The following is a 26,065-nucleotide window of genomic DNA, read 5'->3' on the forward strand; positions in this document are numbered from 1 at the left end:
ATCGGGAACGATGGGGGGCTGACTCCCCCATCGATATTCCAGGATGTGCCTGTGCTGAGTGTGATCGGCTGTTTGCTTGCGTTGTATCTGGTGTGGCGCCTGATCTGGCCGTTGCGGCTGCCGCGCCCGGTCCGTATCGCGCTTGGCCTGTTGGTGGTGGCCTTGGCGCTGCACCACCGGATCGTGGCGCAGTTTGCCGGGACCATGGCGTCGCCGGAAATTCCCAAGGCGATGATCGCCGTGCTCGCCACCGGCTTCACCACGCTGCTGCTGAGCGCGGTATTCGTGCTGCTGCTGGACGCGCTGCTGCTGATCGCGTGGCTGGTGCGTGCGCGGCGCGTGCTGCCGACGCTGCGTGCGACATGGCTGCGTCCGGCGGCCGGCGCACTGGCGCTGCTGCTGTCTGCCTACGGCATCTGGCAGGGCATGGCCGTGCCCAAGCCGCGTCAGATCGAGGTCGCCATCGACGGCCTGCCGGCCGCGTTCGACGGTTATCGCGTGCTGCAGCTCACCGATATCCACGCCAGCCGCCTGCTCACCGGTGCCTGGGTGGAGAAGGTGGTCGCCGAAAGCAATGCGCTCCATCCGGATCTGGTGGTGATCACCGGCGATCTGATCGACGGCAGCGTCAGCGCCCGTGCCAACGACTTCGCGCCCCTGGCCAGGCTGCACGCGCCGGATGGCGTCATCGCGATCACCGGCAACCACGAGTACTACGCGCAGTACGCCGAATGGATGCAGGCCTTCCGCGGGCAGGGCATGCAGGTGCTGGAGAACACCCATACCCGGGTGCAGCGCGACGGGGCGACGTTGACCATCGCCGGCGTGACCGATCCAGTGGCGGCACGCTATGGCCTGCCCATGCCGGACCTCGGCGCTGCCCTGGCCGGGGCGGACCCGCAGGCGCCGGTGATCCTGCTTGACCACCGTCCGGTCGAAGCCCGCGCCAACGCCGCGCACGGCGTGGCCCTGCAGCTGTCCGGGCACACGCATGGCGGGCATATTCTGGGTATGGACCAGCTGGTCAAGCGCGCCAACGGTGGCTATGTCTCCGGGCGCTACCAGGTGGACGCGATGACGCTATACGTCAGCAACGGTGCCGGGCTGTGGCCGGGCTTCGCCGCGCGGATCGGCGTGCCCTCGGAGATCACCCTGATCACGCTGCGGGCGCGCTGATGGCGTCCGGATGTGCGATGCCCGGGGTGGTGTTGCCGGACACCGAAGCCTGGACCGTCCGCGACCCGGTGGGCCGGGACTACCCGATCTGGGTGTCCCTGCCGGCCGGGTATGCGCGGGACACGCACCTGCGCTACCCGGTGCTGTATGTCACCGACGCGCTGTACAGCTTCCCGCTCGCGCGCAGCGTGCGCAACATGGTGGGGCAGGGCGGTGCGCACCTGTCGCCCTTCATCCTGGTCGGGCTGCCGCCGCAGCAGGGGCTGAGCTCGCAGCAGAGCCGCTCGCGTGACTACACCCCGACCCAACCCAGCCGCAGCCCGGGCGACGATTACACCGATGGCATCACCTACGGCGGCGCTGCGCACTACCGCGATTTCCTGGCCGCCCATGTGCTGCCACAGGTCGAGGCGCGCTACCGCACCGACCCGGCGCAGCGTGCGTTTGCCGGCCATTCCTACGGTGGGCTGTTCGGTGCGTACGTGCTGCTGACCCGCCCGGCGATGTTCCAGCGTTACATCCTTTCCAGCCCATCGCTCTGGTTCGACCAGCACGTGATCAACCGGATCGAGGCGGAGTACGCCGACGCCCATGCCGATCTGAACGCGCGCGTGCTGCTGTCTATCGGCGCACACGAAACCCCGGCGTCGGACGCACCGTTTGCTGCGCGCAACGACATGGTCGCGCATACACGAGCGTTTGCCGAGTGTCTGCGCGGCCGTGGTTATCCAGGCCTCTGGCTCGAGACACGCGTGGTTGCCGATGAGGATCACCTGACGGTCTACCCGGCGATGCTCACCCGCGCGCTGCTGGCCCTGTTCCCCAGCCGGAGCACCGCCCTGGCCGTGTGAAATTTTCGCCAGTGGGCGTGCACGCCTCGGTCACCGCGCAGCGCGGAGGCTGGACGCACACGCCACGCCCACCCGGAGACCCCATGACCACGCTGACCCTGCCCGAACTGGCCAAGAAGATGGCCGGCATCGATTTCGCCATGCTGCAGACCCACACCGCCAGCGGCGAGATCGCCGGCCGGCCGATGAGCAACAACGGTGACGTGGACTACGACGGCGACAGTTATTTCTTCGCCTTCGACAGTGCCGACATGGTGGGCGAGATCGAACGCGACCCGAAGGTCGCGCTGTCCTTCACCGGCAGCAAGTCACTGCTGGGCAAGCCCCCACTGTTCGTGGCCGTGGAAGGCCACGCCACCCTGAGCCGCGACCGCGCGACCCTGCAGGCACATTGGGTTCCGGACCTGGAACGCTGGTTCGAACAGGGCGTGGATACCCCGGGCATCGTGCTGATCCAGGTCAAGGCGACCCGTATCCACTACTGGTCCGGCGAAGACGACGGTGAGATCCGGCTGTAAGCGATGCCGGCCGCCCCCGTCAGGATCGGATGCGCAGGCTGGTCCATTCCCGGCAGGTACGCCGCGTTGACCGGTGAGGGCGAGAGCATGCTGGCGCGCTATGCGACGCGGTTTTCAGCGGTGGAGATCAACTCCTCGTTCTACCGGCCACACCAGCAGCGTATCTATGAACGCTGGGCGGCGAGCGTGCCGGCTGGCTTTCGCTTTTCGGTGAAGCTGCCCAAGGCGGTGTCGCATGACGCCGCGCTGCGCGGTTGCGGCCCGGCGCTGGATCGGTTCCTTGAAGAGACCGCCGGCCTGGGCCGCAGGCTGGGCGGATTGCTGCTGCAGTTGCCGCCCAGCCATGCATTCGATGCACGGGTGGCGGCGGGTTTCTTCGGCCTGCTGCGTCGTCGCACGGATACGCCGGTGGTCTGCGAACCGCGGCATGCCAGCTGGTTCACGCCACAGGCCGAGGCGTTGCTGGGGCGGCACTCGGTAGCGCGCGTCGCGGCCGACCCTGCGCGGGTTGCGGGGGCGGCCCGCCCCGGGGGTGACGCCGCGTGGCGCTACTGGCGTTGGCATGGCGCACCGCGGATGTATTACAGCGAGTACGACGAGGCGGCGCTCCAGTCCCTGGCGCGTGATGTCGCGGCGCACGCCGGCAGCACGCGCTGGGTGATCTTCGACAATACCGCCCATGGGTTCGCCATCGCCAACGCGGCACGGCTGCAGGACATCCTTGGCGGCGCATCCCACCCGGGGGCCGCCGATGCCTGAAGGTCCTTCCATCGTCATCCTGCGCGAGGCGGCGGCGAAGTTCCGTGGCAAGACCGTGCGCCTGGCGACCGGCAACAGCTCACTCGACCTGACCCGCATGGAAGGCCGTCGCGTGGTCGCCCTGCGCAGCTGGGGCAAGCATTTCCTGATCGAGTTCCGAGGCTTCAGCCTGCGCGTGCACATGCTGATGTTCGGCAGCTACCGCATCGATGAGCGCAAGCCTTCCCCGCCGCGGGTATCGCTGCAGTTCGACAACGGCGAGCTCAACATCTATGCCTCGTCGGTGAAGTACATCGAAGGCGCGCTGGAGGACACCTACGACTGGCGCGGCGACGTGATGGATCCCTCGTGGGATCCCAGACTGGCGCGCAGGAAACTGAAGGAACACCCGGACACCTTGATCTGCGACGCGCTGCTGGACCAGGACATCTTTGCCGGCGTGGGCAACATCATCAAGAACGAGGTGCTGTTCCGCACGCGCGTGCATCCTGAATCCACGGTCGGCGCGCTGCCATCGCGCAAGCTGGGCGAGGTCATCAAACAGGCGCGGCAGTACAGCTTCGATTTCCTGGACTGGAAGCGGCAGTTCGTCCTGCGCCAGCACTGGTTGGTGCATACCAAGCGCACCTGCCCCCACTGCGGTGGCCCACTCAGCAAGGCCTACCCGGGGACGACCCGGAGGCGGACGTTCTTCTGCCCTGTATGCCAGCTGCGCTACGGTACGGCGCCGGCCGTACGCAAGGCCGCAGGCAAGGCAGTCCGCAAGGTCGCAAAGGCCACCCCTGGAAAGGCCCCAAGGCGTTCAGCCAGCGCCACCCGCATGGCGTAGGATGGGTTGTCACACGCACGTACGCGCGTCCTGCGCGATCGACGTCCGATCGCCCTCGCTCCTTCCTCCGAGTCCTTCATGCCGCCCCGGGATGAAGACTCCCGTGTCCCACGGAGCGCTCATGCCGGGCTATACCACCCGCATCCTCACCATCCCGGTCGGCGGTCACGACTTCCGTATCCGTGCGCTCAGCGATCTGCAGCAGTTCTCCGATCCTACCGGCCGCGCCGCGCGTGCCGGCATCCACTCCTCGCTGTGGAGCCTGTTCGGCCAGATCTGGCCGGCCGGCCGCGCGCTGGCCGATACCATGAGCCACTTCGACGTGGCCGGTAAGCGCATCCTGGAACTGGGCTGCGGGCTGGGCCTGTCCAGCCTGGTGCTGGCACATCGGGGCGCGGATGTCGTCGCGACGGATCACCATCCGTTGGCCGAATCCTTCCTGGCCTACAACGCAGGGCTCAACAACCTGCCGGCGGTGACCTACCGCGACCTGCCCTGGGAAGTTCCGGATGGCTCGCTGGGCCGCTTCGACCTGATCATCGGCAGTGACATCCTTTACGAACGCGGCCACGCCCACCAGATCGCCGCGATGATGCTGCGGCATGCCAAGCCCGATGCCGAACTGCTGATCACCGATCCCGGGCGCGGCAACGTCGGCGCGTTTTCGCGCGGCATGGCCCTGCAGGGCTTCGATGTGACCGAGGAACTGGGCCTGTTCGAGGATGAGGGCGATGCGCCAGGCCATGGGCGGCTGCTGAGTTATCGGCGCGGCGCCGTCCGCCCGGCGGCCCTCGCCTGAGCGCGGGCCGGGCGCGTTGCGGCGACGGCGTTCCTCCGTGACACGGCGTGCAGATCCGCTGGCGTAGGCTGTCGCCGTCCAGATGCGGCCCAGGCGGCCGGGAGAGCTCCGATGCGATGTCGTCCCCTGTCCAGCCGCGATGGCCTGCCTGTCAGCAGGACGCACGCTTGAGTACGGCCAGCGCCGCGCCGGATGCGCGACCTCAGACCCGCTCGATGATCATCGCTGGGCTGTCCACCGTGGTGGAGTGGTACGACTTCACGCTCTATCTGTATCTGGCCACGGTGTTGTCGCGGGTGTTCTTCGGCGGCGGCGAGAACGCGCTGCTGGCCACGCTGGCCGGGTTCGCGGTGTCGTATCTGATGCGTCCCCTGGGCGCGCTGGTGTTCGGCCATCTCGGCGATCGCTTCGGCCGACGCTACATGCTGCTGGCCTCGATGCTGCTGATGACGCTGGCCATGCTTGCTACCGCGCTGCTGCCCACCTTCGAGAGCATCGGCGCCACCGCCGGTGTGCTGTTGTTGCTGTTGCGCTGCCTGATGGCTTTTTCGGTCGGCGGCGAATACACCGGCGTGGTGGCGTACCTGCTGGAAACCGCGCCCCTGCGGCGGCGCGGCCTGGTCACCTCGCTGGCGTCGGCCGCGAGCGAGGTGGGGGCCCTGTTGGCAGTGGCGCTGTCGGCGCTGACGGTGGCGCTGCTGAGCACGGCCCAGCTGGATGGCTGGGGCTGGCGCATTCCCTTCTTTGTCGGCGCGGCGCTGGCCGGCGCGATCCTGCTGGCGCGCTCGACCATGCATGAGTCGCCCGAGTTCGAGCGGCAGCAGGCCGAAGGCACCGTGCCGGAGTCGCCGATCCGCGACACCTGGCGGCACCACAAGGCCGCGATCGCCCGCACCTTCGCGATCTCCGCACTGGGTTCGATCACCTATTACGTCGGCATTACCTATGTGCCCGCATTCCTCGGTTCGGTGGGGCAGGTGAGTGAATCCGAAGCGCTGTGGCTCTCCACGATCGCGGCGGTGGCGGTGATCGTGGTGACGCCGCTGGCCGGCGCGTTGTCGGACCGGGTCGGTCGCCGGCCGGTGTTGATCGCGTTGGCCGCCCTGTCGGCGTTGCTGCCGTTGACGATGTTCTCGGTGATGGCCGGTGGCAGCCCGCTGGCGATCGGGCTGGCCGCGGTGGTGTTGGCGTGCCTGGCCGGTGGCGTGAGTGCGGTGGCGGCACCGGCGACGGCCGAGCAGTTTCCCGGCGAGGGGCGGCTCAGCGGGCTGGCGTTGGGCGTCACCATGGCGACGGCCTTCTTTGGTGGCGCCACGCCGTTGCTGGCCGAAGTGCTGGTGCGCCACACCGGATGGTCATCGGCCCCAGGCGCGATGATCGCCGGGGTCGCCGTGCTGGTGCTGCCGGTGATGTGGACGCTGCGCGAGACGCGGCCCCGGTAGCACCGGCCGCTGGCCGGCTCCACGCAATCTCGGGTCTTCGAGGAGCCGGCCAGCGGCCGGCACTACCTGTGTACGGTGCGTCGCCACCAAAAAAACGGGCCGCCCGAAGGCGACCCGTTCGTTCAACACAGCGATGTCGTCAGGCCTCAGTATTTCCAGCGCAGGCTCAACGCGACGAAACGCGGCTCGCCATAGTTGTTGTAATCCAGGTTGGCCCAGTAGGTCTTGTCCAGCGCGTTGCGCACGCTCAGGGTCGCCGTCCAGCTGTCGCTGAGGCGGTAGTTGGCGTTGAACTGCACCAGTGCGTACGCCGGCTGGTTCACCGTCACCGTGCCGCCGAGCGGATAAGGCACGTTGTAGCCCTGCACCTTGCTCTGCCACTGCACGCCCGCACCCACGCTCAGGCGTTCGAGCGCGCCGCGCAGCCGCACCTGGGTGTTGAGCTGCAGCAGGTCCTCGGCCGGGTTGGCGTACAGCAGATCAGTGGCGGCTCGGGTCACCTTGACGTGGGTGAAGCCGGCATTGACCGTCCAGCCCGGCAGGATTTCGCCGTTCACGTCCAGTTCCCAGCCGCGTGCCTTGGTCCCGTTGATGCCGATGTAGGCCGAGCTGCCATCGCTGAGCGAGCGCTCCGGCACGCTCGTGTCCAGCACCGCGTAGTTGTCCTGCTTGGCCTCGAACACAGCCGCATTGGCGGTCAGGCGACCGTCGAACCACTGCGACTTGATGCCCGCTTCCAGGTTCGAGCCCTCCACCGGCGCCAGCAGGTTTTCGTTGCGGTCCTTGAAGTTCTGCGGGTTGAAGATCTCGGTGTAGCTGGCATACGCCGCGACCTGCGGGGTGATGTCGTAGACCAGGCCCACATAGGGCGTTACTTCATCCGTCACCTTGTAGGCGCCGCTGGTGCCGGTGTAGGCCCCGGTCGTGCCGTAGGCGCGGGTCAGCGTCTCCCAGCGGCTCAGCCGCGCGCCGGCGATCAGTGCCAGCGGGTCGGCCAGGCGCAGGCGGGTGGCCACGTAGAAACCGCTCTGCGTGGTCTTGGCGACCCGGCGTGCACCGGTACGCGAATAGGTCACTTCGGAGATGTCGCCATCCCAGGTGCGGATGTCCGGGATGTAGTAGCAGCGCTCGGTGCCGCACCGCGCCCAGTCGGTCGGGTAGCGCAGGGCGATGGTGTTGGTGGTGCCTTCCAGGTCCGCCCACTGGCCGCCCACGGTCAGGTCGTGTTCGCGGCCGAACAGCGAGAACGTGCCGCTCAGGTAGGCATCGACGTTGCGCCGGGTGTCTTCCGAATCACCGGCGGCAGTGCGCAGGAAGATACCCGCGCCGGTGGCCGGATCGGGGTAGCCGCTGCCGTAGACGCGCACGTTCTGCACGTTGCCCCGGGTGTAGGCGGTGTTGATCTTCAGCAGCCAGTTCTCGCCGAAACGCTGCTCCAGGTTGGCGAACGCCGTGCTCGTCTCGCGCTGCCAGTAGCTCCACTTCGGGGCGACGTTGGTCGAGCGCGGCAGGTGCGCGAAGTCGCCCTGGCTGTTGAAGAACGGCACGGTGCCCCAGGTCGAGCCGACCGGGTTGTTGTCCTGGGTCTGGTAGCCGACGGTCACGGTGGTGCTGTCGGTCAGGTCACCTTCCAGCACGGCCATGCCGGCCATCTTGTTCTCGTGGTAGCGGTCGTAATACAGATCGCGGTCGGTGTAGGCGGCGACCACTCGGCTGCGGAAACGGCCATCGGCGGTCAGCGGCGCGGTCACGTCGGCCTCCATGCGCTGGTAGTCCCAGCTGCCGGCGCTCACTGCGAAGGAGGCATCGAATTCCTTGCCCGGGCGCTTGCGCAGCAGGTTGACCGTCGCCGATGGCACGCCGGCGCCGCTCAGCAGGCCGTTGGCACCGCGGATCACTTCGACGCGATCGTAGAAGGCGGTGTCGTACTCCTGGTTGGTCGAGCCGCTGTAGGTGGGGATGCCATCGACCTGGAAATCAGTGATGGGAAAGCCGCGGGCGTAATAGAGCGGACGCTGGGTGTCGTAGAAGGAGACGCTCACGCCGGTGACGTTGCGCATCACGTCGTTGATGCTGAACAGCGATTCGTCCTGCAGGCGCTGGAGCCCGATCGAGGTCGCCGACTGCGGGGTTTCCTGCAGGCTGATCGGCAGGCGGGTGGTGCTGGATGGCATCGCGCGCGCACCGACCACGCTGACCTTGTCCAGGGTCTTCGCATCGGCAGTGCTGCTGGCGTCCGCCAGCGCATCGGCGAAGGCCTGCGGGGCGGTCAGCGAAAGGGCGGAAAGCAGAGCCAGGGCCAGCGGGGCACGGCGGGAGCGGAACGGGTGGGCGCGGAGCGACATGGGGGTCTCTGGACGGGAAGTAGGGAAGAAAGGCAACAGGCAGGCAACGCCGGCGCGCAGGCGCCAGGCACGGTAGGTCCATCCTGGGAAAGCAGGTTGCCGGGCAGCTGCGGGGAGACGGCAGTCCGTTGAGACCGTCCAGTACCCGTAGCGACAACCCTGCGATGCGCAAATGTAAATCGTTCTCAGTCGCTTTACAATTCTTGAACAATCGGGCGCGTCCGCGTAAACGTCCGGGCCGCAACGTCACCGGACCTGAAACGCAACCGGCCACCGCAAGGGTGGCCGGAGGGAAAACCGTGGCCAGGCCCGCAGGCCCGCCGGGGCAGGCTTACAGCGCCTGCAGTTCTTCGTTGGCGTTGCGCTTGGCCTCGGCCGGCTGGGTGCCCGGCGGCGGGGTCAGCATCACGGCCGGGCTGGTCTCGCCCGGCACGTCCAGATACGGCAGCTTCAGCGTATCGCTGGTCAGGCGGCGGATCTCGTTGGTCAACGCCGGGCTGTCGTTGAGCTTGCGCCCATACGAGGGCACGATCTCCTTCAGGCGCGCTTCCCAGCCGGCGGCCATCTGCTCGGGGAAGGCCTTCTTGAGCAGGTCCAGCATGATCGGCGGCGACGTTGATGCACCCGGCGAAGCGCCGAGCAGGGCGGCCAGGGTGTGGTCCTGGTCGGTCACGATCTCGGTGCCGAACTGCAGGATCGAGCCCTTTTCCGGGTCCTTCTTGATGATCTGCACGCGCTGGCCGGCGGTGACCAGCGTCCAGTCCTCGCGCTTGGCGTTGGGGTAGTACTTGACCAGCTCGGCCTGGCGGTCGTCATCGTTCAGGCGTGCCTGACCCATCAGGTACTTCACCAGGTCCAGGTTCTCCAGGCCCACGCCCATCATCCCGGCCACGTTGTTGTGGTTCACCGAGGAATACAGGTCGAACCACGAGCCGTGCTTGAGGAACTTGGTGCTGTACAGCGCGAACGGCCCGAACAGCACGACCGGCTTGCCATCCAGCTTGCGTGCGTCCAGATGCGGGACCGACATCGGCGGCGAACCGGTTTCGGCCATGCCGTAGGCCTTGACCGAATGGCGGCCGGCCACCTGCGGCGACTGGAAGGCCAGGAACTGGCCACCGACCGGGAAGCCGGCGTAGTTCTTCGATTCCGGGATGCCCGACAGCTGCAGCAGCTTGAGCGCCGCGCCGCCGGCACCGATGAACACGAAGCGCGACTTGACGGTGGATTCGTTGTCGGACTTCAGGTCCTTGACGGTCACGTTCCAGCTCTTGTCGTCGTTCTGGCGCAGGGCACGCACTTCATGGTTGAGGTGCAGGTTGAAGTTCGGGCTGCGCTGCAGGCCAGCGGTCAGCTGGCGGGTGATCACGCCGAAGTTGACGTCGGTACCCAGCGGCATCCAGGTCGCGGCGACCTTCTGCTTCGGGTCGCGGCCTTCCATCAGCAGCGGGGCCCACTGCTTGATCTGCGCGGCGTCCTCGGAATACTGCATGCCATAGAACAGCGGGTTCTTGACCAGTGCCTGCTGGCGCTTGTGCAGGTAGGCGATGTTCTCATCGCCCCAGACGAAGCTCATGTGCGGGGTCGGGTTGATGAAATCGCTGGGCTGGCTCAGGCGCCCTTCGCGCACCTGGTGGGACCAGAACTGGCGTGAGATCTCGAACTGCTCGGCGATGCCGACCGCGCGCTTGGTCTCGATGCTGCCGTCGGGCAGTTCCGGGGTGTAGTTCAGTTCGGCGAACGCGGAGTGGCCGGTGCCGGCGTTGTTCCAGCCGTCCGAACTTTCCAGGGCAACCCCGTCCAGGCGCTCATAGACCTGGATGTTCCAGTCCGGTTGCAGCTCCTGCAGGAACGTGGCGAGCGTGATGCTCATGATGCCGCCGCCGACCAGGACGACGTCGACCGGCTTGTCGTTGCCGGCGGCCGGGACCGAGCGCTGATGCAGCGGCCAGTACAGGAACAGGGCCGCTGCCAACAGCAACAGCACGAGCAGGCCGAGGACGACCTTCGCTAGTTTTTTCATGGGGATCTCAGGTAGGGAGACATGGGAAGGATGCCGCCGCTGCCGGGAACGCCCGTGAAGACGGGCGTCACAGCGGTACCTTGATCGCAATTTTAGCCCGTTCTGGTACGGATTTGGTGCAACGCAGCATCCGGTGGCTGTGCCGGACCGGCTCAGTCACTGGCGAGAGTGAAGTACTCCAGGAGGAAATAGCTGGCTTGATAGGCTAGTGCTATCAGAGCCAATACCAGATGCGCACGCCGCTGGCGCAGGGCGAAGCCCAGCCCGGCGATCCCCAGCATCACCACGGTATGCACCCAGTAAGCGTCTCCCAGCATCTGCCAGCGGCTGTGGCCCTTGATGGCGGTATCCACCAGATCCAGCAGCGTGACCAGCGCCAACATCCCGAAGAAGCCGCCGCGCCGCTGCAGCAGGTAGTTCTCATAGCTGCCGAACTCGCGCACGTCGTCCGGAAACAGCAGCACGCAGAGCAGGTACCACGACGCGCAGTAGGCGATCACGAACAGATACAGCTCGAAGGTCCACTGGCGGACCTCGCCCAGCCGGAACTCCCACCACCAGAAGGTCACCACCGAAATCAGCGCCCAGACCACCCAGCACAGGTGGATCAGCGAGCAGCCGCGTCGTCTGGGGTGCTCGATGATGCCCGCCAGCCCGCGCAGCAGGGTGGTGATGCTCAGGCCGAGGATGATGCTGAGCACCACGCGGATGTGCAGGTAGACCGGATCGGTGTCCATCGACGTGCCCGCGGCTGGGATGCGGCGATGCTGCATCGGGGCGGGTCATCGGATCGTGTAGGACGGCGTGCGGCCCCGGTACGACAGCCGACCAGCGGTCGGCGCTACCGGTCCGGGGTTATCGCTTCTTGCGCACCAGCGTCGCCGAGGCCGCCAGCACCGCCCGGGTCAGCAGCGCCATCGTCTGTACATCGCCCTTCCAGTGCTGCCAGTACAGCGGCACGTCTTCCCACGCGCGCTGCTTCATGTGCACCAGGCGCCCGGCATCCAGGTGGCGTTTGACCAGCGGCAGCGGGTTCATGGTCCAGCCCAGCCCGCCCAGGTTCGCCTGCACGAACGCGCGGGTGGAGGGAATCCACCAGGTCGGTGCGGTCAGCGGCAGGTCGTTGCCCGCCAGGCGCCGGGCGAAGCGGGCCTGCATGTCGTCCTTGCGGTTGAACACCAGCACCGGCGCCTGGGCCAGCGACTGCGCATTGACCCCCTTGGCGAAGTACTGCTCATGGAAGGCCGGGGTGCAGGTGGCAGCGTAGCGGATGCTGCCCAGCGCGTGGATCTGGCAGCCCTGCACCGGCTCGTCCAGGGTGGTCACCGCGCCCAGCACGGCCCCCTGGCGCAGCAGGGCCACGGTGTGGTCCTGGTCTTCCGAGCGCAGGTCCAGGGTGGTGCCGGTCTGCCGCGCGAACTGCAGGGCGGCCTCGGGGAACCAGGTCTCCAGGCTGTCATGGTTCACCGCCACGGGGATGCTGGCGTGCGGCAGGTCCTCATCGGCGATGCCCATGCGGTGCAGCGCATCGTGCTCGAGCAAGGCGGTCTGTTCGGCCAGCTGCACCAGCACCTGGCCCTCGGTGGTGGCGACCGCCGGGGAGGAGCGTTTGACCAGCAGGCGGCCGACCCGGTCCTCCAGCGCCTTGACCCGCTGGGAGACGGCCGAGGCGGTGACATTGAGCGACTGCGCGGCCCGTTCGAAGCTGCCTTCGCGGATCACCGCCGCCAGGGCACGGAGCTGGGCATGGTCGATGCGCATGATCTTAAGTTCCGCTAAAGATGGTTAAGTAAGTTTAGCTCTACTTTTTCATGTTGCGGCGCGACAATATGCGCCATCCGGTGCTGTACGCCTTGGCGAGGCACCGCCCCCCAGCACGACACAGGTGGTATCCCATGTTTTCGATCATTTCCGGCGGCGCCGGGCTGAGCGCGTGGCTCAGTGGTGCCGCAACCGGCATCGGCCTGTTTGCGGTGGTCGGCGCGCAGAGCGCGTTCATCCTGCGCCAGGGCATCCTGCGCAAGCACATCATTCCGGTGGTGGCGACGTGTGCCGCCATCGATGGCATCTTCATCTTCGCCAGCGTGGCCGGCCTGCGCACGCTGACCCAGGCGCTGCCGTGGCTCACCACCGTGGTGCTGTGGGGCGGCGTCGCCTTCCTGGCCTGGTACGCCTGGCAGTCGGCGCGGCGCGCGCTGGCCGGCGGTGGCGGCATGCACGTGGACGAGGGCGACAGCACCTCGCGCCGCGCGGTGCTGATCTCGGCGGTCGGTTTCTCGCTGATCAATCCGCATTTCTGGCTGGACATGATGGTGATCGGCGGTATCGCCGAGAACTTCGGCAATGCGCGCATGGCCTTCGCCGCCGGCGTGTTCACCGCCAGCTGCCTGTGGCTGACCGCCCAGGGCCTGGGGGCACGCCTGCTGGCGCCACTGTTCACCAAGCCCAAGACCTGGCGCATCCTCGACGGCACCATCGCGGTGATCCTGTCGATCCTGGCGCTCAGCCTCGCGTTCCGCGGCATGCATTGAACTCTCTCCTCGATGCAGGTCCTGGAAATGGCACCGTTCGCGGTGCCATTTTTTTTTTGCACCAACAGGAACATCCCTCTGGTTGGCGGCTCGATCTTCCGCCTAGAATCGCGATCCCGGACATGAGGTCCGATGCAGCAGGGGGAAAGGATGAAGCACGTACAAAGGTTGGGATTGCTGGTATTGCTGGCCATTACGGGCCAGGCCGGCGCGGTGGATCTGGAGCGCTACCTGCGCCGGGATGCCTTCACCGATATCAAGATTTCGCCGAACGGCGACTATTACGCGGCCACCGTGCCGATGGAAGATCGCACCGCCCTGGCGATTCTGCGCAGGAACGGGGGCGAGGTGGTGGGCTCGTTCGTGCCGCCCAGGAACAATCACGCCAATCATTTCGACTGGGTCAGCGCAGAACGTGTGCTGATCGGCCTGGCCGAGAAGCAGGGCTCGCTGGACCAGCCGCGCATGACTGGCGAGCTGTATGCCATGAACGCCAACGGCGGGCGCGGCGAGCTGCTGGTCGGCTACCGCGCGCAGGACAACGGCCCGGGTACCCGCATCCAGCAGAAAAAAGTGGAGGCCGTGGCCGCGTTCCTCGCCGATGACCTGCCCGCGGACGAGCGCAACGTGCTGGTCACGATCTGGCCATTCAACGATGACCCGTTCACCCGTGCCGACCGGATGGATGTCACCACCGGCCGTCGCCAGACCGTGGCGCGCTCGCCCGTACGCCGCGCCGATTTCGTCACCGACAACCAGGGCCAGGTGCGTTTCGCCCATGGCGCGGGAACCGACAACGTCAACAAGCTGTACTACCGGGAAGGGTCGGGCACGACCTGGAAGCTCGTCAACGATGAAGCCCTGAACGGGCGGATCGAAACGGCGATCGGGTTCTCCGAAGACGGTCGGCTGGCGTATTTCAACACCGAGATGCCGCAGGGCCCCGACGCCATCGTGTCCTGGGATCCGGTGACCGAAGAGCGCAGGCTCGTGCTGCGTGATCCCGTGGTGGACGTGCACAAATACATCTACCGGCCCGGCACCTCGATCCCGGTGGGCGCGCTGTACCTGGGTGACACGCCACGCACCCGCTTCTTCGACGAACAGGGCCCCGATGCGCGGTTGTATCGCAGCCTGGAAGCGGCGTTCGGGGGCGATGCGGTCTTCGTCACGTCCAGTACCCGCGACGGCCGGCAGCTGATGGTGGAGGCGTGGTCCGGGCGCAACCCGGGCGATTTCTACATCTTCGACAACGTGGCCAAGAAAGCGGACCACGTCATCAGCCGCAGCAACTGGATCGACCCGGCCGCCACCGCAGAGGTACGCCCGGTGGCCCTGAAGGCACGTGACGGGCTGCCGCTGCACGGCTACCTGACCGTGCCCGCCAAGGCCGCTGCCAAGTCGCTTCCGATGGTGGTGATACCGCACGGCGGGCCTTACGGTCCGTTCGATACCGGCGGGTACGACGCGGAAAGCCAGATGCTTGCCGATGCCGGGTACGCTGTCCTGCAGGTCAACTTCCGCGGCTCGGGCAATTACGGGCGCGCCCATCGGTCCGCGGGTGCCCGCCAGTGGGGCGGCACCATGCAGGACGATCTGACCGATGCAACCCGCTGGGCGATCCGGGAGGGCATTGCCGACGCCTCGCGGATCTGCATCTATGGCGCCAGCTATGGCGGTTATGCGGCGATGATGGGGGCGGCGAAGGAGCCAGGGCTGTACCGGTGCGCCGCCGGCTATGTAGGTGTCTACGACCTGCCGATCATGTTCACCAGTGGCGATATCCAGCGCCGCGGCTCGGGCGAGACCTACCTCAAGGAATGGATTGGCGAGCGCGCCCAGTTGGCGGCGGTATCGCCGGTCAACCTGGCCGACCGCATCAAGGTGCCGGTGTTCCTTGCCGCCGGTGGCGAAGACGAGCGCGCCCCGATCCAGCACACCAGGCGGATGGAGGCGGCGCTGAGAAAGGCCGGCGTGCCCGTGGAGGCGTTGTACTACCCGACCGAAGGCCACGGTTTCTACACCGATCCGCACCGCCGCGAGTACTACACCAAGCTGCTGGCGTTCCTGTCCAACAGCCTGGGCGGAGAGACGGCCTCGGCGTCCGCGCAGCCTTGATCGCTTCATTCGGCGAAAGAACAACGACGGCACCTTGAGGTGCCGTCGTTGTTTGTGAAGGGATTGCTGGGCGCGACAGAATGCAAGTTGTTGCATGGTCCCCGGCGCGACCCCGGGGGATGCTGGCGAGCTCTCCCCTTCTGTGTTTCCCAGCATGTGGCGCAACCTCTCCTCGCCGTCCCGCCTGCGGTCTTTCCTGTGCCTTTCAGCGCCTTTGCTGCTTGTGCTGTTCTCCAGTCCCTCCCGTGCGGCAGACATCGATGACGGTCTGCAATTGACGGTGGAGCAGGCGCTCAAGATCGCAGCGCTCAGCGGCGAGGTGGACGAGTGGTCGATCCGGTTGCACAAATTGATGCGGGGAGGAGAGCCTACGGCGCCATTGAGCGAGCCCGACACCGCGGTACTTCATGACACCGTCCAGTTGCTGACAATGGGCAAGCTGGTGACCGAAAATGTTGTCGCAGTGGCGTACGGCAACCGGCTTGAGGGCACAGGGGCAGGTCGTCTACTGGCGGCATCGCAAGCATGGGGATTTGCCGGCGACGGCGCTCGTTGCCTGGCACAGGACGTCCGGCGCGAGCCGGTTGATGGCGCACCTCCCGCCGCCGCACCCACCGATAGGGTGGGCTATCGCGTCCAGTACGTTTGCATCGCACCACATATGCACAAAAGCCGTGCGCTGACACAGCTGATGACGGCTGTCGTGCAGGGACAGGCCGCACCGTCGGTAGATGCACTGGAGCAGTCGATGTTGGCCGGCGAGCGCCGCGACGAGGCCCGGCCCCGGTCGATGAACGGCAGCCTCCATTTGTCCAGCGATGCACACGGCCGTAACTGGACGAGCAGCGGTGCCATTGTGAGCGAACAACTGCTGGCGGAAACAAAGGTGCCGCCCACTGTGTGGGTGCCGGCGCCGGTGTCGCAGGCTGAATCGGTGCACATGGCGGTGCAGGAACTGATGCAGCGCATGCAGGTTGCGGGGGAAGTGTCGGCGGACCTGCAGGATGCGATCGCCGCGCACCTCCTGCTGCGCTTTCCGGAAGTGTTGTGGGATGCCGTGCGCGAGGACGTCACCGGGTTCGCGCGCGCAGCTGTCCGCCGCGCAGCGACGGCGGAATGCCGGGTGCAGGAGGTGCAGCAGGGGGAGGACAGGTATGAAGCACGCACCGTTCGCCTGGCGCAGGCAGCCTTGACATGCACGTTGCCCGCGCTGGAGTGGACCCTTGCACCTCTGGACGGCCATGATCGTGATGCGACCGCCTTGGCGGCACGCTATCGCCAGTTCCTTCAGCGCGCGACGGAAACGATCGCCACGTCACCTGCACATGCGGCCGCAACCGCAGTGGATTTTCAGGAGGTGTCCGGACCGAATGGCGACGCATGGCACGCCGAGTCAGGTGCTGTGCCCAAGCTGCTGCTGGAGGGCATCCTGCCCGCACCGTTGGTGAAAGAACTCGGCGGCCTGGCCCTGAACGCAGATGCGCTCCATCCGGATATGCGTTTCGAGCATCTTGACGGGCGCAATCTGGACGAGTCTCGACGCGTGCTTGTGCGCCGCTTCCTGCAGGAACTGCGCGCGGCCAGACAGGTGGAATGACGTGACACTGGCGGGGCGCTGATTGCCCGGGGTTTCCCTACTTCACCCCGTGCATCATTCGCTTCAGCAGCGGCGAACAGATCAGTGCGAGTGCCGCGCACCCCAGGCCGATCCACATCAGCAGCCAGAACAGGTGTTCGTAGCTGGCGGCGGCGCTGGCGATGTTCATGGTTTCGCCTTCCGGCACCTCGATCGCGGCGAGCTTGCCGAACAGCGCGGCCAGCGTTTCCGAAAACGCGGTGGCCAGGAACCAGGTGCCCATCATCAGGCTGACCACCCGCGGCGCGGCCAGCTGAGTAACGGCGGACAGACCGACCGGTGACAGGCACATTTCGCCGATCTCCAGGATCAGGTAGGCCAGTACCAGCCACCACACGCTGGCCATCTGCCCGGTCGCGCCCACTTGCTGCGCCGCCAGTGCCAGCGGCACGAACGACAGTGCGGCGAAGATCAGCCCGATCGAGGATTTGACCGGCTTGGACGGGTCCATGCGGCGACGGTCCAGCCACGCCCACAGCATGGCGAACAGCGGCGCGAGCACCACCAGGAACAGGCCGCCCAGGTAAGTCAGCGAGCCGGCGGTCTGCGGAATCACCAGGCAGTCGCGGATCAGCATGACCAGCATCGCCGCGACGATCACGATGAACAATGTGCGTGGCGCGGACGAGCCCGGGCGGCGCTCGGACAGACGCGCGGCCACCACGAAGCCCAGCGGCGCCAGCAGCAGCGAGGCGATCGACCACGGCAGCGGGGTGCCACCCTGGATCACCAGCGACGGCACCAGGTCCTTGGTGAGCAGGCGGTCGGTGAAGGTCACCCAGGAGCCATAGGTCTGCTCGTACAGGGTGAAGAACACCAGCGCCATGAAGATCAGCGCCATCAGCGCGATCATCTGCTGGCGCTGCACCGGCGTGCAGCGGGTGCCGGTGAACCAGGCGAACCAGACCAGCACGCCAGCGAGCACCACGATCATCAGCATCAGCGCCAGGCTGAGTTCACCACCGAGCGCGAACGCACCATTGGCGGCGGCCCACATCAGCGCCGCGACCGGAATCACGCCCAGCACGGCCACGGCATAGATCAGCCATTCGCGGCGGATGCCGAGCACGCGTTGGCGCAGCGCGGGCAGATCGGACGGTTCGGCGTGGCCCTGCAGATACTTCTGGCCCCACAGGAACATGGCCAGTCCGATCACCATGCCGATGCCGGCCGCACCGAAGCCGTACTTCCAGCCATAGGCTTCGCCGAGGAAGCCGCACACCAGCGAGGCGAACAGCGCGCCGAGGTTGATGCCGGCGTAGAACAACGAAAAGCCCGAGTCGCGGCGCGGATCGTTTTCCGGGTACAGCTTGCCGACGATGGTGGAGATGTTCGGCTTGAGGAAGCCCACGCCCATGATGATCAGGGCCAGCGAGAGGTAGGTGATGCCCAGCGCGGCATCATCGCGGACCACCGCGCCATCGACGCGGACCGCTGCGTGACCTTCGAAAGCCATGCCCAGGTGGCCGAGCACCAGCAGCACGCCGCCGAACACCACCGCCTTGCGCATGCCCAGCCAGCGGTCGGCGAGCAGGCCGCCGAAGACCGGGATGCAGTAGACCAGGCCGCCATAGGCACCGAGCAGATCCAGGCCGGCCTTGTCGCCGAACAGGTGGTATTTGGTGAGGTAGAGCAGCAGCAGCGCCTTCATCCCGTAGAACGAGAACCGCTCCCACATCTCGGTGAAGAAGCAGATATAGACGCCCTTGGGATGGCCAAGGAAGTCGTCGGTCGCGGTGGAGGTCGAGGCGGCGGGCAGGACGGCTGCGGTCATCGAGGGCTGGGGCAGGGCGGACAAGGGGGCGAGTATAGGCCCGGGGCGAAGGGTCAGCCGTGCCGTGTCTGGCCGCTCCGCCGTCGTGCTGCCGGCCATGCGCGCTTACAGATAGCGAAGCCAGGCCAGATCCCGCCGCCGCGCCTTGAACCGCGCGAATGCCCGTGTCGGCCAATACAGCGCCACTGCCAGCACCGCGGTGATCACCCACAGGCTCGCCACGTGATCGACCGCGAAGTAGCCGCCGTGGGTCTGGCCCCAGCGGGCTTCGGCCAGCACGTACAGCAGCTTCAGCACATACAGGTGCAGCAGGTAGAAGAACATCGGCGCCGCGCCGATGTCGGCCAATGGCGCCAGCGCCCGGGCCACGCGCGGCTGTTCGTACAGGCGCAGCAACAGCAGGCCGATGCCCAGGGTCAGCAGCAGGAACAGCAGCGAGGGCGGGTACTTGGTCACGTTGAAAAAGCTCATCAGCGTAGTGCCCAACGTGGCCAAGGACTGCCACGGGCTGTCGCCGTAAACGTTGATCGCCCGTAGCAGCACGAAGGCGAGCAGCGCACCGGCACCGGCCATCCACAGGCGGCGCTGGCGCAGGAGGGCATCGCCGCCGCGTGCGAACCACGGGCCGATCACCCAGCCCAGTGCAATCACGCCGATCCACGGCAGCACCGGATACGAGGTACGCAGGCGCAGCCCGTCGGTCACCGTGATCCAGTCGCGCTGGTGCAGCACTTTCCACAACACGGCCAGCGCCCCGTCACCCTGCACGCGGATGCCATCGAGCAGGTTGTGCCCGGCGATCACGGCCAGCGCCAGCACCGCCAGCGCGCCGCGCGGGAGCCAGAGCAGCCCGGCCAGCGCGATCATGCTGATCCCGATTGCCCAGATCACCTGCAGGTAGACGACGCTCGGTGGGAACTGCAGCGTCCAGGCGAAATTGACCACCAGCAGTTCCAGCACCACCAGGAACAGGCCGCGCTTGAGCAGGAAGGCCGAGGCGGCCCGGCGCCCATCCGGTTTGCCGCTGGCGTACAGCCAGGCCGACAGGCCGGTCAGCAGCACGAACACCGGGGCACACAGATGCGCCAACAGCCGGCTGACGAACAGGGCCGGCTCCACCTGGTCCACCACCATCGGGTCGGCCACCTGGGCATGCAGGTAGAAGGTTTCGCGCACGTGGTCGAGCAGCATCAGCACGATCACGGTGCCGCGCAGCTGGTCGATGGAGGTCAGGCGGGAGGTGGGGGAATGCGTCACAGCGGCGCCGGTTACTCGGTGCGATAGGATATAACATAACTAAAGTGGACGGGCCCGGCCTGGGACGTTGCCGAGTCCGGGGTGTGGCCACTCCGGTGGCACGCGCAGGTCAACAGGCGCCTCGATCGGGCGGTGAAGCGTTGCCGGCCAGCGGCCGGCACTACTGGACTTGCCCGTACATGAACGCTAGCGTGGCAGGGATTTTTTGCCAGCAGGGGCTTCCATGAACAACGACGCTGCGCCACGCCAGCTCACTTTCCGTGCGGTGGTGCTTGCCATCGTGCTGGCGGTGATTCTGTCGGCCGCCAACGCCTACCTGGGTCTGTTCGCAGGCCTGACCATCGCCACCGCCATTCCCGCCGCGGTCATTTCCATGGGGGTGCTGCGCCTGCTCGGCGGTGGCACGATCCTGGAAAACAACATCGTCCAGACCGGTGCTTCGGCCGGTTCGTCGATCGCCGCCGGTGTGATCTTCACCATCCCCGCGCTGGTGATCATGGGGTACTGGCCGGACTTCAAGTACTGGTGGGTGCTGGGCATCGCCGGTCTGGGTGGCCTGCTGGGCGTGCTGTTCTCGGTGCCGCTGCGGCGTTCGATGATCGTGGAAGATCCGCTTCCGTTCCCGGAAGGCAAGGCCGCCGCCGAAGTGCTCAAGGCCGGTGAAAACCCGGGCCCGGGCCTGAAGATCCTGGCCGTGTCGGCGGTGATCGGCGCCTTCGTGAAGCTGGCCGCCGAAAGCGGCCTGCGCCTGATCCCGGATGCCTGGGCCACCTCGGCCTACGTCGGTACCTCGAAGATCACCGCCTTCATCGGCACCAACCTGTCCCCGGCGCTGCTGGGCGTGGGCTACATCGTCGGCCTGAATGTCGGCATCGTGGTGGTGTCCGGCTCGATCCTGACCTGGCATATCGCCATTCCGCTGTACCAGGCGTTCTTCATGAACACCGATCCGGCGCTGGCGGCCTCGATCGCCACGGCCAGTTCGACGGAAGCGGCCTTCGCCATCTGGGGCGCGAAGATGCGTTACCTGGGCGTGGGCGCGATGCTGATCGGCGGCGTCTGGACCCTGATCTCGCTGCGCAAGTCGCTGCTCAACGGCGTCAAGAGTGGCTTTGCCGCGGCCCGCAAGAGCGGTGGCCCGGCGCTGGCGCACACCGAACGCGACCTGCCGATGAAGTGGATGCTGGTGGCCCTGGTGGTGTTCACCCTGCCGCTGCTGGCGCTGTACCAGGCCATCGTGGGCCAGTGGCACGTGTCGATCCCGATGACCCTGATCATGATCGTGGCCGGCTTCCTGTTCGTCTCGGTCTCGGCCTACCTGGCCGGCCTGATCGGCTCGTCCAACAACCCGGTCTCGGGCATCACCATCTCCACCATCCTGTTCGCCTCGGCGGTACTGGTGCTGCTGCTCGGCAAGGATGGCCTGACCCCGGTCGGCATTGGCGGTGCGCCGCTGGGCGCGGTGGCCGCGATCATGATCGGCGCGGTGGTGTGCTGCGCGGCCGCGGTCGGCGGTGACAACCTGCAGGATCTCAAGGCCGGCTACATCGTCGGCGCCACCCCGTGGAAGCAGCAGCTGATGCTGGGTATCGGCGCGTTCTCGTGCGCGCTGATCATGGCCCCGGTGCTGAACCTGCTGGCCACCGCCTACGGCATCGGCGTGAAGTCCGAGCTGCATCCCAACGCGCTGGCGGCGCCGCAGGCCAACCTCATGGCCTCGGTGGCCAAGGGCCTGTTTGGCGGCGAGCTGCCGTGGACCTTCATCGGTATCGGTGCGGTGGTCGGTGCGGCGATCATCGCCTTCGACAGCTGGCTGAAGTCGCGCAATGCCCGCTTCCGCGTGCCGGTGCTGGCCGCGGCGATCGGCATCTACCTGCCGCTGGAACTGATGGTCCCGATCTTCCTGGGTGGCCTGATCGCCTACCTGGTGGAGCGCTTCCACAAGATCCGTGGCGATGATGAAGAAGGCCGTGACCGCGTGCACAAGCCGGGCGTGCTGTTCGCCGCCGGCCTGATCACCGGTGAAGCCCTGATGGGCATCGCCATCGCCATCCCGATCGTGGTCAGCAGCCGCGCCGATGTGCTGGCGCTGCCGTTCCACCTGCCGGGCGCGCAGTGGATCGGCCTGGCCGTGCTGTTCCTGGTCGGTTGGCTGATCTACCGCACCGGCAAGCGCGCGGTGGGTTCGGTCTAAGCAACAACGACTCCGATCCGGGTCATGACACACCCCGCTGCGGCGGGGTGTGTCGTTTCTGCGTTCAGCCAATGCGCCGGCATGACCGATGGCCTTTGCATGTGCGGCCCTTGCGGCCCTAACATCGGCGTTTTGCCGTTCCGCGGAGACCCCGATGAAACTTCGTTACGCCCTGCTGCCGTTGTGCCTGCTGACCGCGATGCCCTCGCTGGCGGCCACGCGTGGCCTGGATGTGCGCGACATGATCGCGCTGGATCGGGTCTCCAGCCCGCTGCTCACCGCCGATGGCGGCAACGTCATCTTCGCCAAGCGCGTGGTCGGCACCGACAGCAAGGCCAGCACCGGCCTGTACATCCGCAACCTGCGCACGCGCGACCTGGCCCCGCCCAAGCCGCTGACCCCGGCCGGCTGGAACGTCAATTCCGCCGCGCTGTCGGCCGATGGCCAGACCGTGTATTTCCTGAGCGCCAGGAACGGCAGCCAGCAGCTCTACGCGCAGCCGGCCACCGGCGGCACGCCGCGCCAGCTGACCGATTTCCCGGTCGATGTGGACAGCTTCCACGTCTCCCCGCAGGGCGACCGCGTGGCCTTCAGCAGCGGCGTGTTCCAGGACTGCGGTTCGGACCTGGCCTGCACCAGCAAGAAGCTGGACGCGCACAAGGCGCGCAAGAACACCGGCGAGGTGTTCGACAACCTGTTCGTGCGCCATTGGGACACCTGGGCCGACGGCCGCCGCAACACGCTGTTCGTGGCGCCGCTGCCGGCCGCCAAGGCCGCGGCGGTGAAGGGCGCCTCGGCGATCAGCGCAACGCTGGCCGGCGATGCACCGTCCAAGCCGTTCGGTGGCAATGACGACTTCACCTGGTCGCCGGATGGCAAGAGCGTGGTCGCCGCGATCCGCGTGGCCGGCAAGCAGGAGCCGTGGTCGACCAACTTCGACCTGTACCGCCTGGATGCCGAGGGCAAGCAGGCGCCGGTCAACCTGACCGCGTCCAACCCGGCCTGGGATGCCGGCCCGGTGTTCAGTGCCGACGGCAAGACCCTGTACTACCGTGCCATGAAGCGCCCGGGCTTCGAAGCGGACCGCTTCGGCCTGATGGCGATGGACGTGGCGACCGGCAAGACCCGCGAGATCGCCCCCAAGTGGGATCGTTCGGCCGGCGAGATCGTGCTGTCCGGTGACGGCAGCCTGATCTACACCAGCGCCGACGACATGGGCGAGCACCGCCTGTTCGCCGTGGACATCGCCACCGGCAAGGCCGAAGTGGTGGTGGACGGCGGCAGCATCGGCTCGCCGGTGATCGCCGGCACTACCCTGGCGTATACGAAGAACAGCCTGAAGAGCGGCGACCAGATCGTCGTGGCCGCCTTCGACGGCGCCAACCCGCGCGAGATCACCCCGAGCGCCGGCGAGATGCTGCCCGATGTCGCCTTCGGCGATTACGAGCAGTTCCAGTTCAAGGGCTGGAACAACGAGACCGTGCACGGTTACGTGGTCAAGCCGTACAACTACCAGGAAGGCAAGCGCTACCCGGTCGCGTTCCTGATCCACGGCGGCCCGCAGGGCAGCTTCGGCAATGGGTGGAGCTATCGCTGGAACCCGCAGACCTACGCCGGCCAGGGCTACGCAGTGGTCATGATCGACTTCCACGGCTCCACCGGTTACGGCCAGGCCTTCACCGACGCGATCAGCCAGCACTGGGGCGACCGCCCGCTGGAAGATCTGCAGAAGGGCTGGGCCGCGGCACAGAAGCAGTACCCGTTCCTCAACGGCGACAAGGCATGCGCGCTGGGCGCGAGCTACGGCGGCTTCATGGTCAACTGGATCGCCGGCAACTGGAACGAGCCGTGGAAGTGCCTGGTCAACCATGACGGCGTGTTCGATCAGCGCATGATGGGCTACGCCACCGAAGAACTGTGGTTCACCGAGTGGGAGCAGGGCGGCACGCCGTATGAGAAGGCCGCCAACTACGAGAAGTTCAACCCGGTCAACCACGTCTCGGACTGGAAGAAGCCGATCCTGATCGTGCACGGCCAGCTCGACTACCGCATTCCGGTGGAGCAGGGCCTGGCGGCGTTCACCGCCGCGCAGCGCCAGGGCATCGAGTCCAAGTTCCTGTATTTCCCGGACGAGAACCACTGGGTGCTCAAGCCGCAGAACAGCGTGCAGTGGCATGACACCGTCAACGGCTGGCTGAAGCAGCACATCGGCGAGTAACCCGGTTCGAAGCGCCGCCCCCAGGGGCGGCGTTTGTTCATGGCACCGGGTCTCGTTGGCCGTGGTATCACCGGCGATCGGTGGTGTTGTAACCGACCAACGGTCGGCTCTACCCGTGATTGTTTCCCGAAACGTGCCGAATCGCACGCCCATCGTCCAGGCACTGCACACCCGTGAAAGCACCCGCCCTGATCCAGAACGACATCGTCGTCTTCGGCCTGATCGCCGCCACCCTCGGCGCCGTGTTCTGGACTGCCTCGCGCGAGCAGGGGCCGTGGAAGCGTTTCTACACCTACGTGCCAGCCCTGTTGCTGTGCTACCTGATTCCCGGGGTGTACAACACCGTCGGCCTGATCGATGGCCAGAACACCCATCTCTACAACCCGGTCGCCCGCGACATCCTGCTGCCCGCCGCGCTGGTACTGCTCACCCTGGCCGTGGATATCAAGGGCATCCTGCGGCTGGGACCGAAACTGATCGTGATGTACCTGGGCGCCTCGCTGAGCATCATGGTCGGCGCGGTGGTCGCGTTCCAGCTGATGAAGTGGCTGCACCCGGCAACCGTGGCCGGCGATACCTGGGCCGGTATGGCCGCGCTGGCCGGCAGCTGGATCGGCGGCGGTGCCAACATGCTGGCCATGCGCGAAGTGTTCGAAGTCAACGCGACCACCTTCGGGCAGTTCGCGGTGGTCGATGTCGGTGTCGGCTACGTGTGGATGGCGGTGCTGATCTTCATGGCCGGGCGTTCGGCGAAGATCGATGCGCGCAGTGGGGCCGATACCTCGGGCATCGATGCGCTCAAGCTGCGCATCCAGGCCTTCCAGGCGCAGCACGAGCGCGTGGCCAGCCTGACCGACCTGATGCTGATCGTCGCCGTTGCCTTCGGCGTGGTGGGGCTGTCGCATGCGATCGCCGGTCCGGTCTCGGCGTGGTTCAAGGGCCATGTCGCCTGGGCCTCGCAGTTCAGCCTGGACGCGCCCTTCGTATGGGTGGTGGTGATCTCCACCACCTGTGGCCTGGCGCTGAGCTTCACCCGTGCGCGCAACCTGGAAGGCGCCGGTGCCTCCAAGCTGGGTTCGCTGCTGCTGTACTTCCTGATCGCCTGCATCGGCATGCAGATGGATCTGCTGGCGTTGCTGGACCGCCCTTGGCTGTTCCTGCTTGGCCTGATCTGGATCGCGGTGCACATCGTGCTGCTGTGGGCGCTGGCGCGCGCGCTGAAGGTGCCGTTCTTCTACTTTGCGATCGGCTCGCAATCCAACATCGGCGGGCCGGCCTCGGCGCCCGTGGTCGCGGCGGCGTTCCACCCCTCGCTGGCACCGGTCGGCGTGCTGCTCGGCACAATGGGCTACGCGACGGGCACGTACCTGGCCTACATCGTGGGCATCACGCTGCGCGCGATGGCGGGGTAGAGCCGACCGTTGGTCGGCTGCTGTAACGTCGCGTCACAGCGCACGACAGCCGACCAACGGTCGGCTCTACGGCAGAAGCAACCTGCGCTAAATCAACCAGGCAAGTGCATCTTCACCGTCCTGTTCGCACCGCGCCGAGTGAACCCCCAGGCGCCGATGTGATTGGCGCGTCGCCACGCGCCC

The 26,065-nt window shown here is 66.8% G+C and carries 19 protein-coding genes; 13 read left to right on the forward strand and 6 right to left on the reverse strand.

What is annotated here, in order from left to right; all coding sequences use genetic code 11:
• Positions 1-51: 51 nt before the first annotated feature.
• The 7 genes from OC373_RS12940 to OC373_RS12970 all read left to right on the forward strand — a co-directional run bounded on the left by OC373_RS12940 (position 52) and on the right by OC373_RS12970 (position 6,374).
• The gene (locus OC373_RS12940) at positions 52-1,176 is read left to right on the forward strand and encodes a metallophosphoesterase (protein WP_261997815.1); all 1,125 of its coding nucleotides are present in this window, start codon (positions 52-54) and stop codon (positions 1,174-1,176) included.
• Positions 1,176-2,027 (forward strand): alpha/beta hydrolase-fold protein, encoded by an 852-nt coding sequence (locus tag OC373_RS12945; protein WP_261997816.1) that lies wholly within the window; start codon positions 1,176-1,178, stop codon positions 2,025-2,027. The genes OC373_RS12940 and OC373_RS12945 overlap by 1 nt, the downstream gene beginning before the upstream one ends.
• An 83-nt stretch (positions 2,028-2,110) precedes the next feature.
• Complete coding sequence (locus OC373_RS12950; protein WP_019186208.1) at positions 2,111-2,545, forward strand: pyridoxamine 5'-phosphate oxidase family protein; 435 nt, start codon at positions 2,111-2,113, stop codon at positions 2,543-2,545.
• Positions 2,546-2,548: 3 nt separating this feature from the next.
• Complete coding sequence (locus tag OC373_RS12955) at positions 2,549-3,304, forward strand: DUF72 domain-containing protein (protein WP_261997817.1); 756 nt, start codon at positions 2,549-2,551, stop codon at positions 3,302-3,304.
• A complete protein-coding gene (locus OC373_RS12960; RefSeq protein ID WP_261997818.1) occupies positions 3,297-4,133 on the forward strand; it encodes a DNA-formamidopyrimidine glycosylase family protein in 837 nt (278 codons plus the stop codon). Before OC373_RS12955 ends, OC373_RS12960 begins: the two co-directional genes overlap by 8 nt.
• A 121-nt stretch (positions 4,134-4,254) precedes the next feature.
• Entirely contained in the window at positions 4,255-4,932 is a 678-nt protein-coding gene (locus OC373_RS12965) for a methyltransferase domain-containing protein (RefSeq protein ID WP_070426838.1), read from the forward strand.
• 215 nt (positions 4,933-5,147) lie between these two features.
• On the forward strand, positions 5,148-6,374 hold the full coding sequence (locus tag OC373_RS12970; protein ID WP_070426839.1) for an MFS transporter: 1,227 nt from the start codon (positions 5,148-5,150) through the stop codon (positions 6,372-6,374).
• 146 nt (positions 6,375-6,520) lie between these two features.
• Here OC373_RS12970 and OC373_RS12975 read toward each other — a convergent pair whose 3' ends face one another.
• From OC373_RS12975 to OC373_RS12990, 4 genes are all read right to left on the reverse strand, one after another.
• The gene (locus OC373_RS12975; protein WP_070426840.1) at positions 6,521-8,719 is read right to left on the reverse strand and encodes a TonB-dependent siderophore receptor; all 2,199 of its coding nucleotides are present in this window, start codon (positions 8,717-8,719) and stop codon (positions 6,521-6,523) included.
• A 331-nt stretch (positions 8,720-9,050) separates the two neighbouring features.
• Entirely contained in the window at positions 9,051-10,742 is a 1,692-nt protein-coding gene (gene mqo, locus OC373_RS12980) for a malate dehydrogenase (quinone) (RefSeq protein WP_261997819.1), read from the reverse strand.
• Positions 10,743-10,894: 152 nt separating this feature from the next.
• A complete protein-coding gene (locus OC373_RS12985; RefSeq protein WP_070427553.1) occupies positions 10,895-11,479 on the reverse strand; it encodes a hypothetical protein in 585 nt (194 codons plus the stop codon).
• 118 nt (positions 11,480-11,597) lie between these two features.
• Positions 11,598-12,503, reverse strand: a complete 906-nt coding sequence (locus tag OC373_RS12990; protein WP_046272993.1) for a LysR family transcriptional regulator ArgP — start codon at positions 12,501-12,503, stop codon at positions 11,598-11,600.
• Between the two features lie 134 nt (positions 12,504-12,637).
• Here OC373_RS12990 and OC373_RS12995 point away from each other — a divergent pair, with 134 nt between their 5' ends.
• From OC373_RS12995 to OC373_RS13005, 3 genes are all read left to right on the forward strand, one after another.
• Positions 12,638-13,273 carry a LysE family transporter gene (locus tag OC373_RS12995; protein WP_019184554.1) on the forward strand — a complete coding sequence of 212 codons (636 nt, stop codon included), beginning with the start codon at positions 12,638-12,640 and terminating at the stop codon, positions 13,271-13,273.
• A gap of 150 nt (positions 13,274-13,423) precedes the next feature.
• On the forward strand, positions 13,424-15,391 hold the full coding sequence (locus OC373_RS13000; RefSeq protein ID WP_070426842.1) for a S9 family peptidase: 1,968 nt from the start codon (positions 13,424-13,426) through the stop codon (positions 15,389-15,391).
• Positions 15,392-15,545: 154 nt separating this feature from the next.
• Entirely contained in the window at positions 15,546-16,988 is a 1,443-nt protein-coding gene (locus tag OC373_RS13005; protein ID WP_156785751.1) for a hypothetical protein, read from the forward strand.
• Positions 16,989-17,025: 37 nt separating this feature from the next.
• Here the strand turns inward: OC373_RS13005 and OC373_RS13010 are convergent, their stop codons facing one another.
• Positions 17,026-18,801 (reverse strand): oligopeptide:H+ symporter, encoded by a 1,776-nt coding sequence (locus OC373_RS13010; RefSeq protein WP_070426844.1) that lies wholly within the window; start codon positions 18,799-18,801, stop codon positions 17,026-17,028.
• 105 nt (positions 18,802-18,906) lie between these two features.
• Complete coding sequence (locus tag OC373_RS13015; protein WP_261997820.1) at positions 18,907-20,058, reverse strand: heparan-alpha-glucosaminide N-acetyltransferase domain-containing protein; 1,152 nt, start codon at positions 20,056-20,058, stop codon at positions 18,907-18,909.
• Positions 20,059-20,281: 223 nt separating this feature from the next.
• On the opposite strand from OC373_RS13015, the gene OC373_RS13020 reads away from it, so the two are divergent.
• The 3 genes from OC373_RS13020 (at position 20,282) to OC373_RS13030 (ending at position 25,882) form a co-directional block, all read left to right on the forward strand.
• Positions 20,282-22,252: an oligopeptide transporter, OPT family gene (locus tag OC373_RS13020; RefSeq protein WP_019184547.1), complete on the forward strand. Its 1,971-nt coding sequence runs from the start codon at positions 20,282-20,284 to the stop codon at positions 22,250-22,252.
• A gap of 154 nt (positions 22,253-22,406) precedes the next feature.
• Positions 22,407-24,470 carry a S9 family peptidase gene (locus tag OC373_RS13025; protein ID WP_019184546.1) on the forward strand — a complete coding sequence of 688 codons (2,064 nt, stop codon included), beginning with the start codon at positions 22,407-22,409 and terminating at the stop codon, positions 24,468-24,470.
• 173 nt (positions 24,471-24,643) lie between these two features.
• Positions 24,644-25,882 carry a DUF819 family protein gene (locus OC373_RS13030; RefSeq protein ID WP_261997821.1) on the forward strand — a complete coding sequence of 413 codons (1,239 nt, stop codon included), beginning with the start codon at positions 24,644-24,646 and terminating at the stop codon, positions 25,880-25,882.
• Positions 25,883-26,065: the final 183 nt, after the last annotated feature.

The organism is Stenotrophomonas sp. Ste96 (assembly GCF_024519495.1).
Classification (GTDB): Bacteria; Pseudomonadota; Gammaproteobacteria; order Xanthomonadales; family Xanthomonadaceae; genus Stenotrophomonas; species Stenotrophomonas bentonitica_A.

Excerpts from the sequence above, each read along its gene's own strand:
- OC373_RS13010 (WP_070426844.1), bottom strand. The coding sequence starts at position 18,801 with ATGACCGCAGCCGTCCTGCCCGCCGCCTCGACCTCCACCGCGACCGAC.
- OC373_RS13020 (WP_019184547.1), top strand. The coding sequence starts at position 20,282 with ATGAACAACGACGCTGCGCCACGCCAGCTCACTTTCCGTGCGGTGGTG.
- OC373_RS12975 (WP_070426840.1), bottom strand. The coding sequence starts at position 8,719 with ATGTCGCTCCGCGCCCACCCGTTCCGCTCCCGCCGTGCCCCGCTGGCC.
- OC373_RS12950 (WP_019186208.1), top strand. The coding sequence starts at position 2,111 with ATGACCACGCTGACCCTGCCCGAACTGGCCAAGAAGATGGCCGGCATC.
- OC373_RS12990 (WP_046272993.1), bottom strand. The coding sequence starts at position 12,503 with ATGCGCATCGACCATGCCCAGCTCCGTGCCCTGGCGGCGGTGATCCGC.
- OC373_RS12965 (WP_070426838.1), top strand. The coding sequence starts at position 4,255 with ATGCCGGGCTATACCACCCGCATCCTCACCATCCCGGTCGGCGGTCAC.
- OC373_RS13025 (WP_019184546.1), top strand. The coding sequence starts at position 22,407 with ATGAAACTTCGTTACGCCCTGCTGCCGTTGTGCCTGCTGACCGCGATG.
- mqo (WP_261997819.1), bottom strand. The coding sequence starts at position 10,742 with ATGAAAAAACTAGCGAAGGTCGTCCTCGGCCTGCTCGTGCTGTTGCTG.
- OC373_RS13005 (WP_156785751.1), top strand. The coding sequence starts at position 15,546 with ATGTGGCGCAACCTCTCCTCGCCGTCCCGCCTGCGGTCTTTCCTGTGC.
- OC373_RS12970 (WP_070426839.1), top strand. The coding sequence starts at position 5,148 with ATGATCATCGCTGGGCTGTCCACCGTGGTGGAGTGGTACGACTTCACG.
- OC373_RS12945 (WP_261997816.1), top strand. The coding sequence starts at position 1,176 with ATGGCGTCCGGATGTGCGATGCCCGGGGTGGTGTTGCCGGACACCGAA.
- OC373_RS12960 (WP_261997818.1), top strand. The coding sequence starts at position 3,297 with ATGCCTGAAGGTCCTTCCATCGTCATCCTGCGCGAGGCGGCGGCGAAG.
- OC373_RS13000 (WP_070426842.1), top strand. The coding sequence starts at position 13,424 with ATGAAGCACGTACAAAGGTTGGGATTGCTGGTATTGCTGGCCATTACG.
- OC373_RS12995 (WP_019184554.1), top strand. The coding sequence starts at position 12,638 with ATGTTTTCGATCATTTCCGGCGGCGCCGGGCTGAGCGCGTGGCTCAGT.
- OC373_RS12985 (WP_070427553.1), bottom strand. The coding sequence starts at position 11,479 with ATGGACACCGATCCGGTCTACCTGCACATCCGCGTGGTGCTCAGCATC.
- OC373_RS12955 (WP_261997817.1), top strand. The coding sequence starts at position 2,549 with ATGCCGGCCGCCCCCGTCAGGATCGGATGCGCAGGCTGGTCCATTCCC.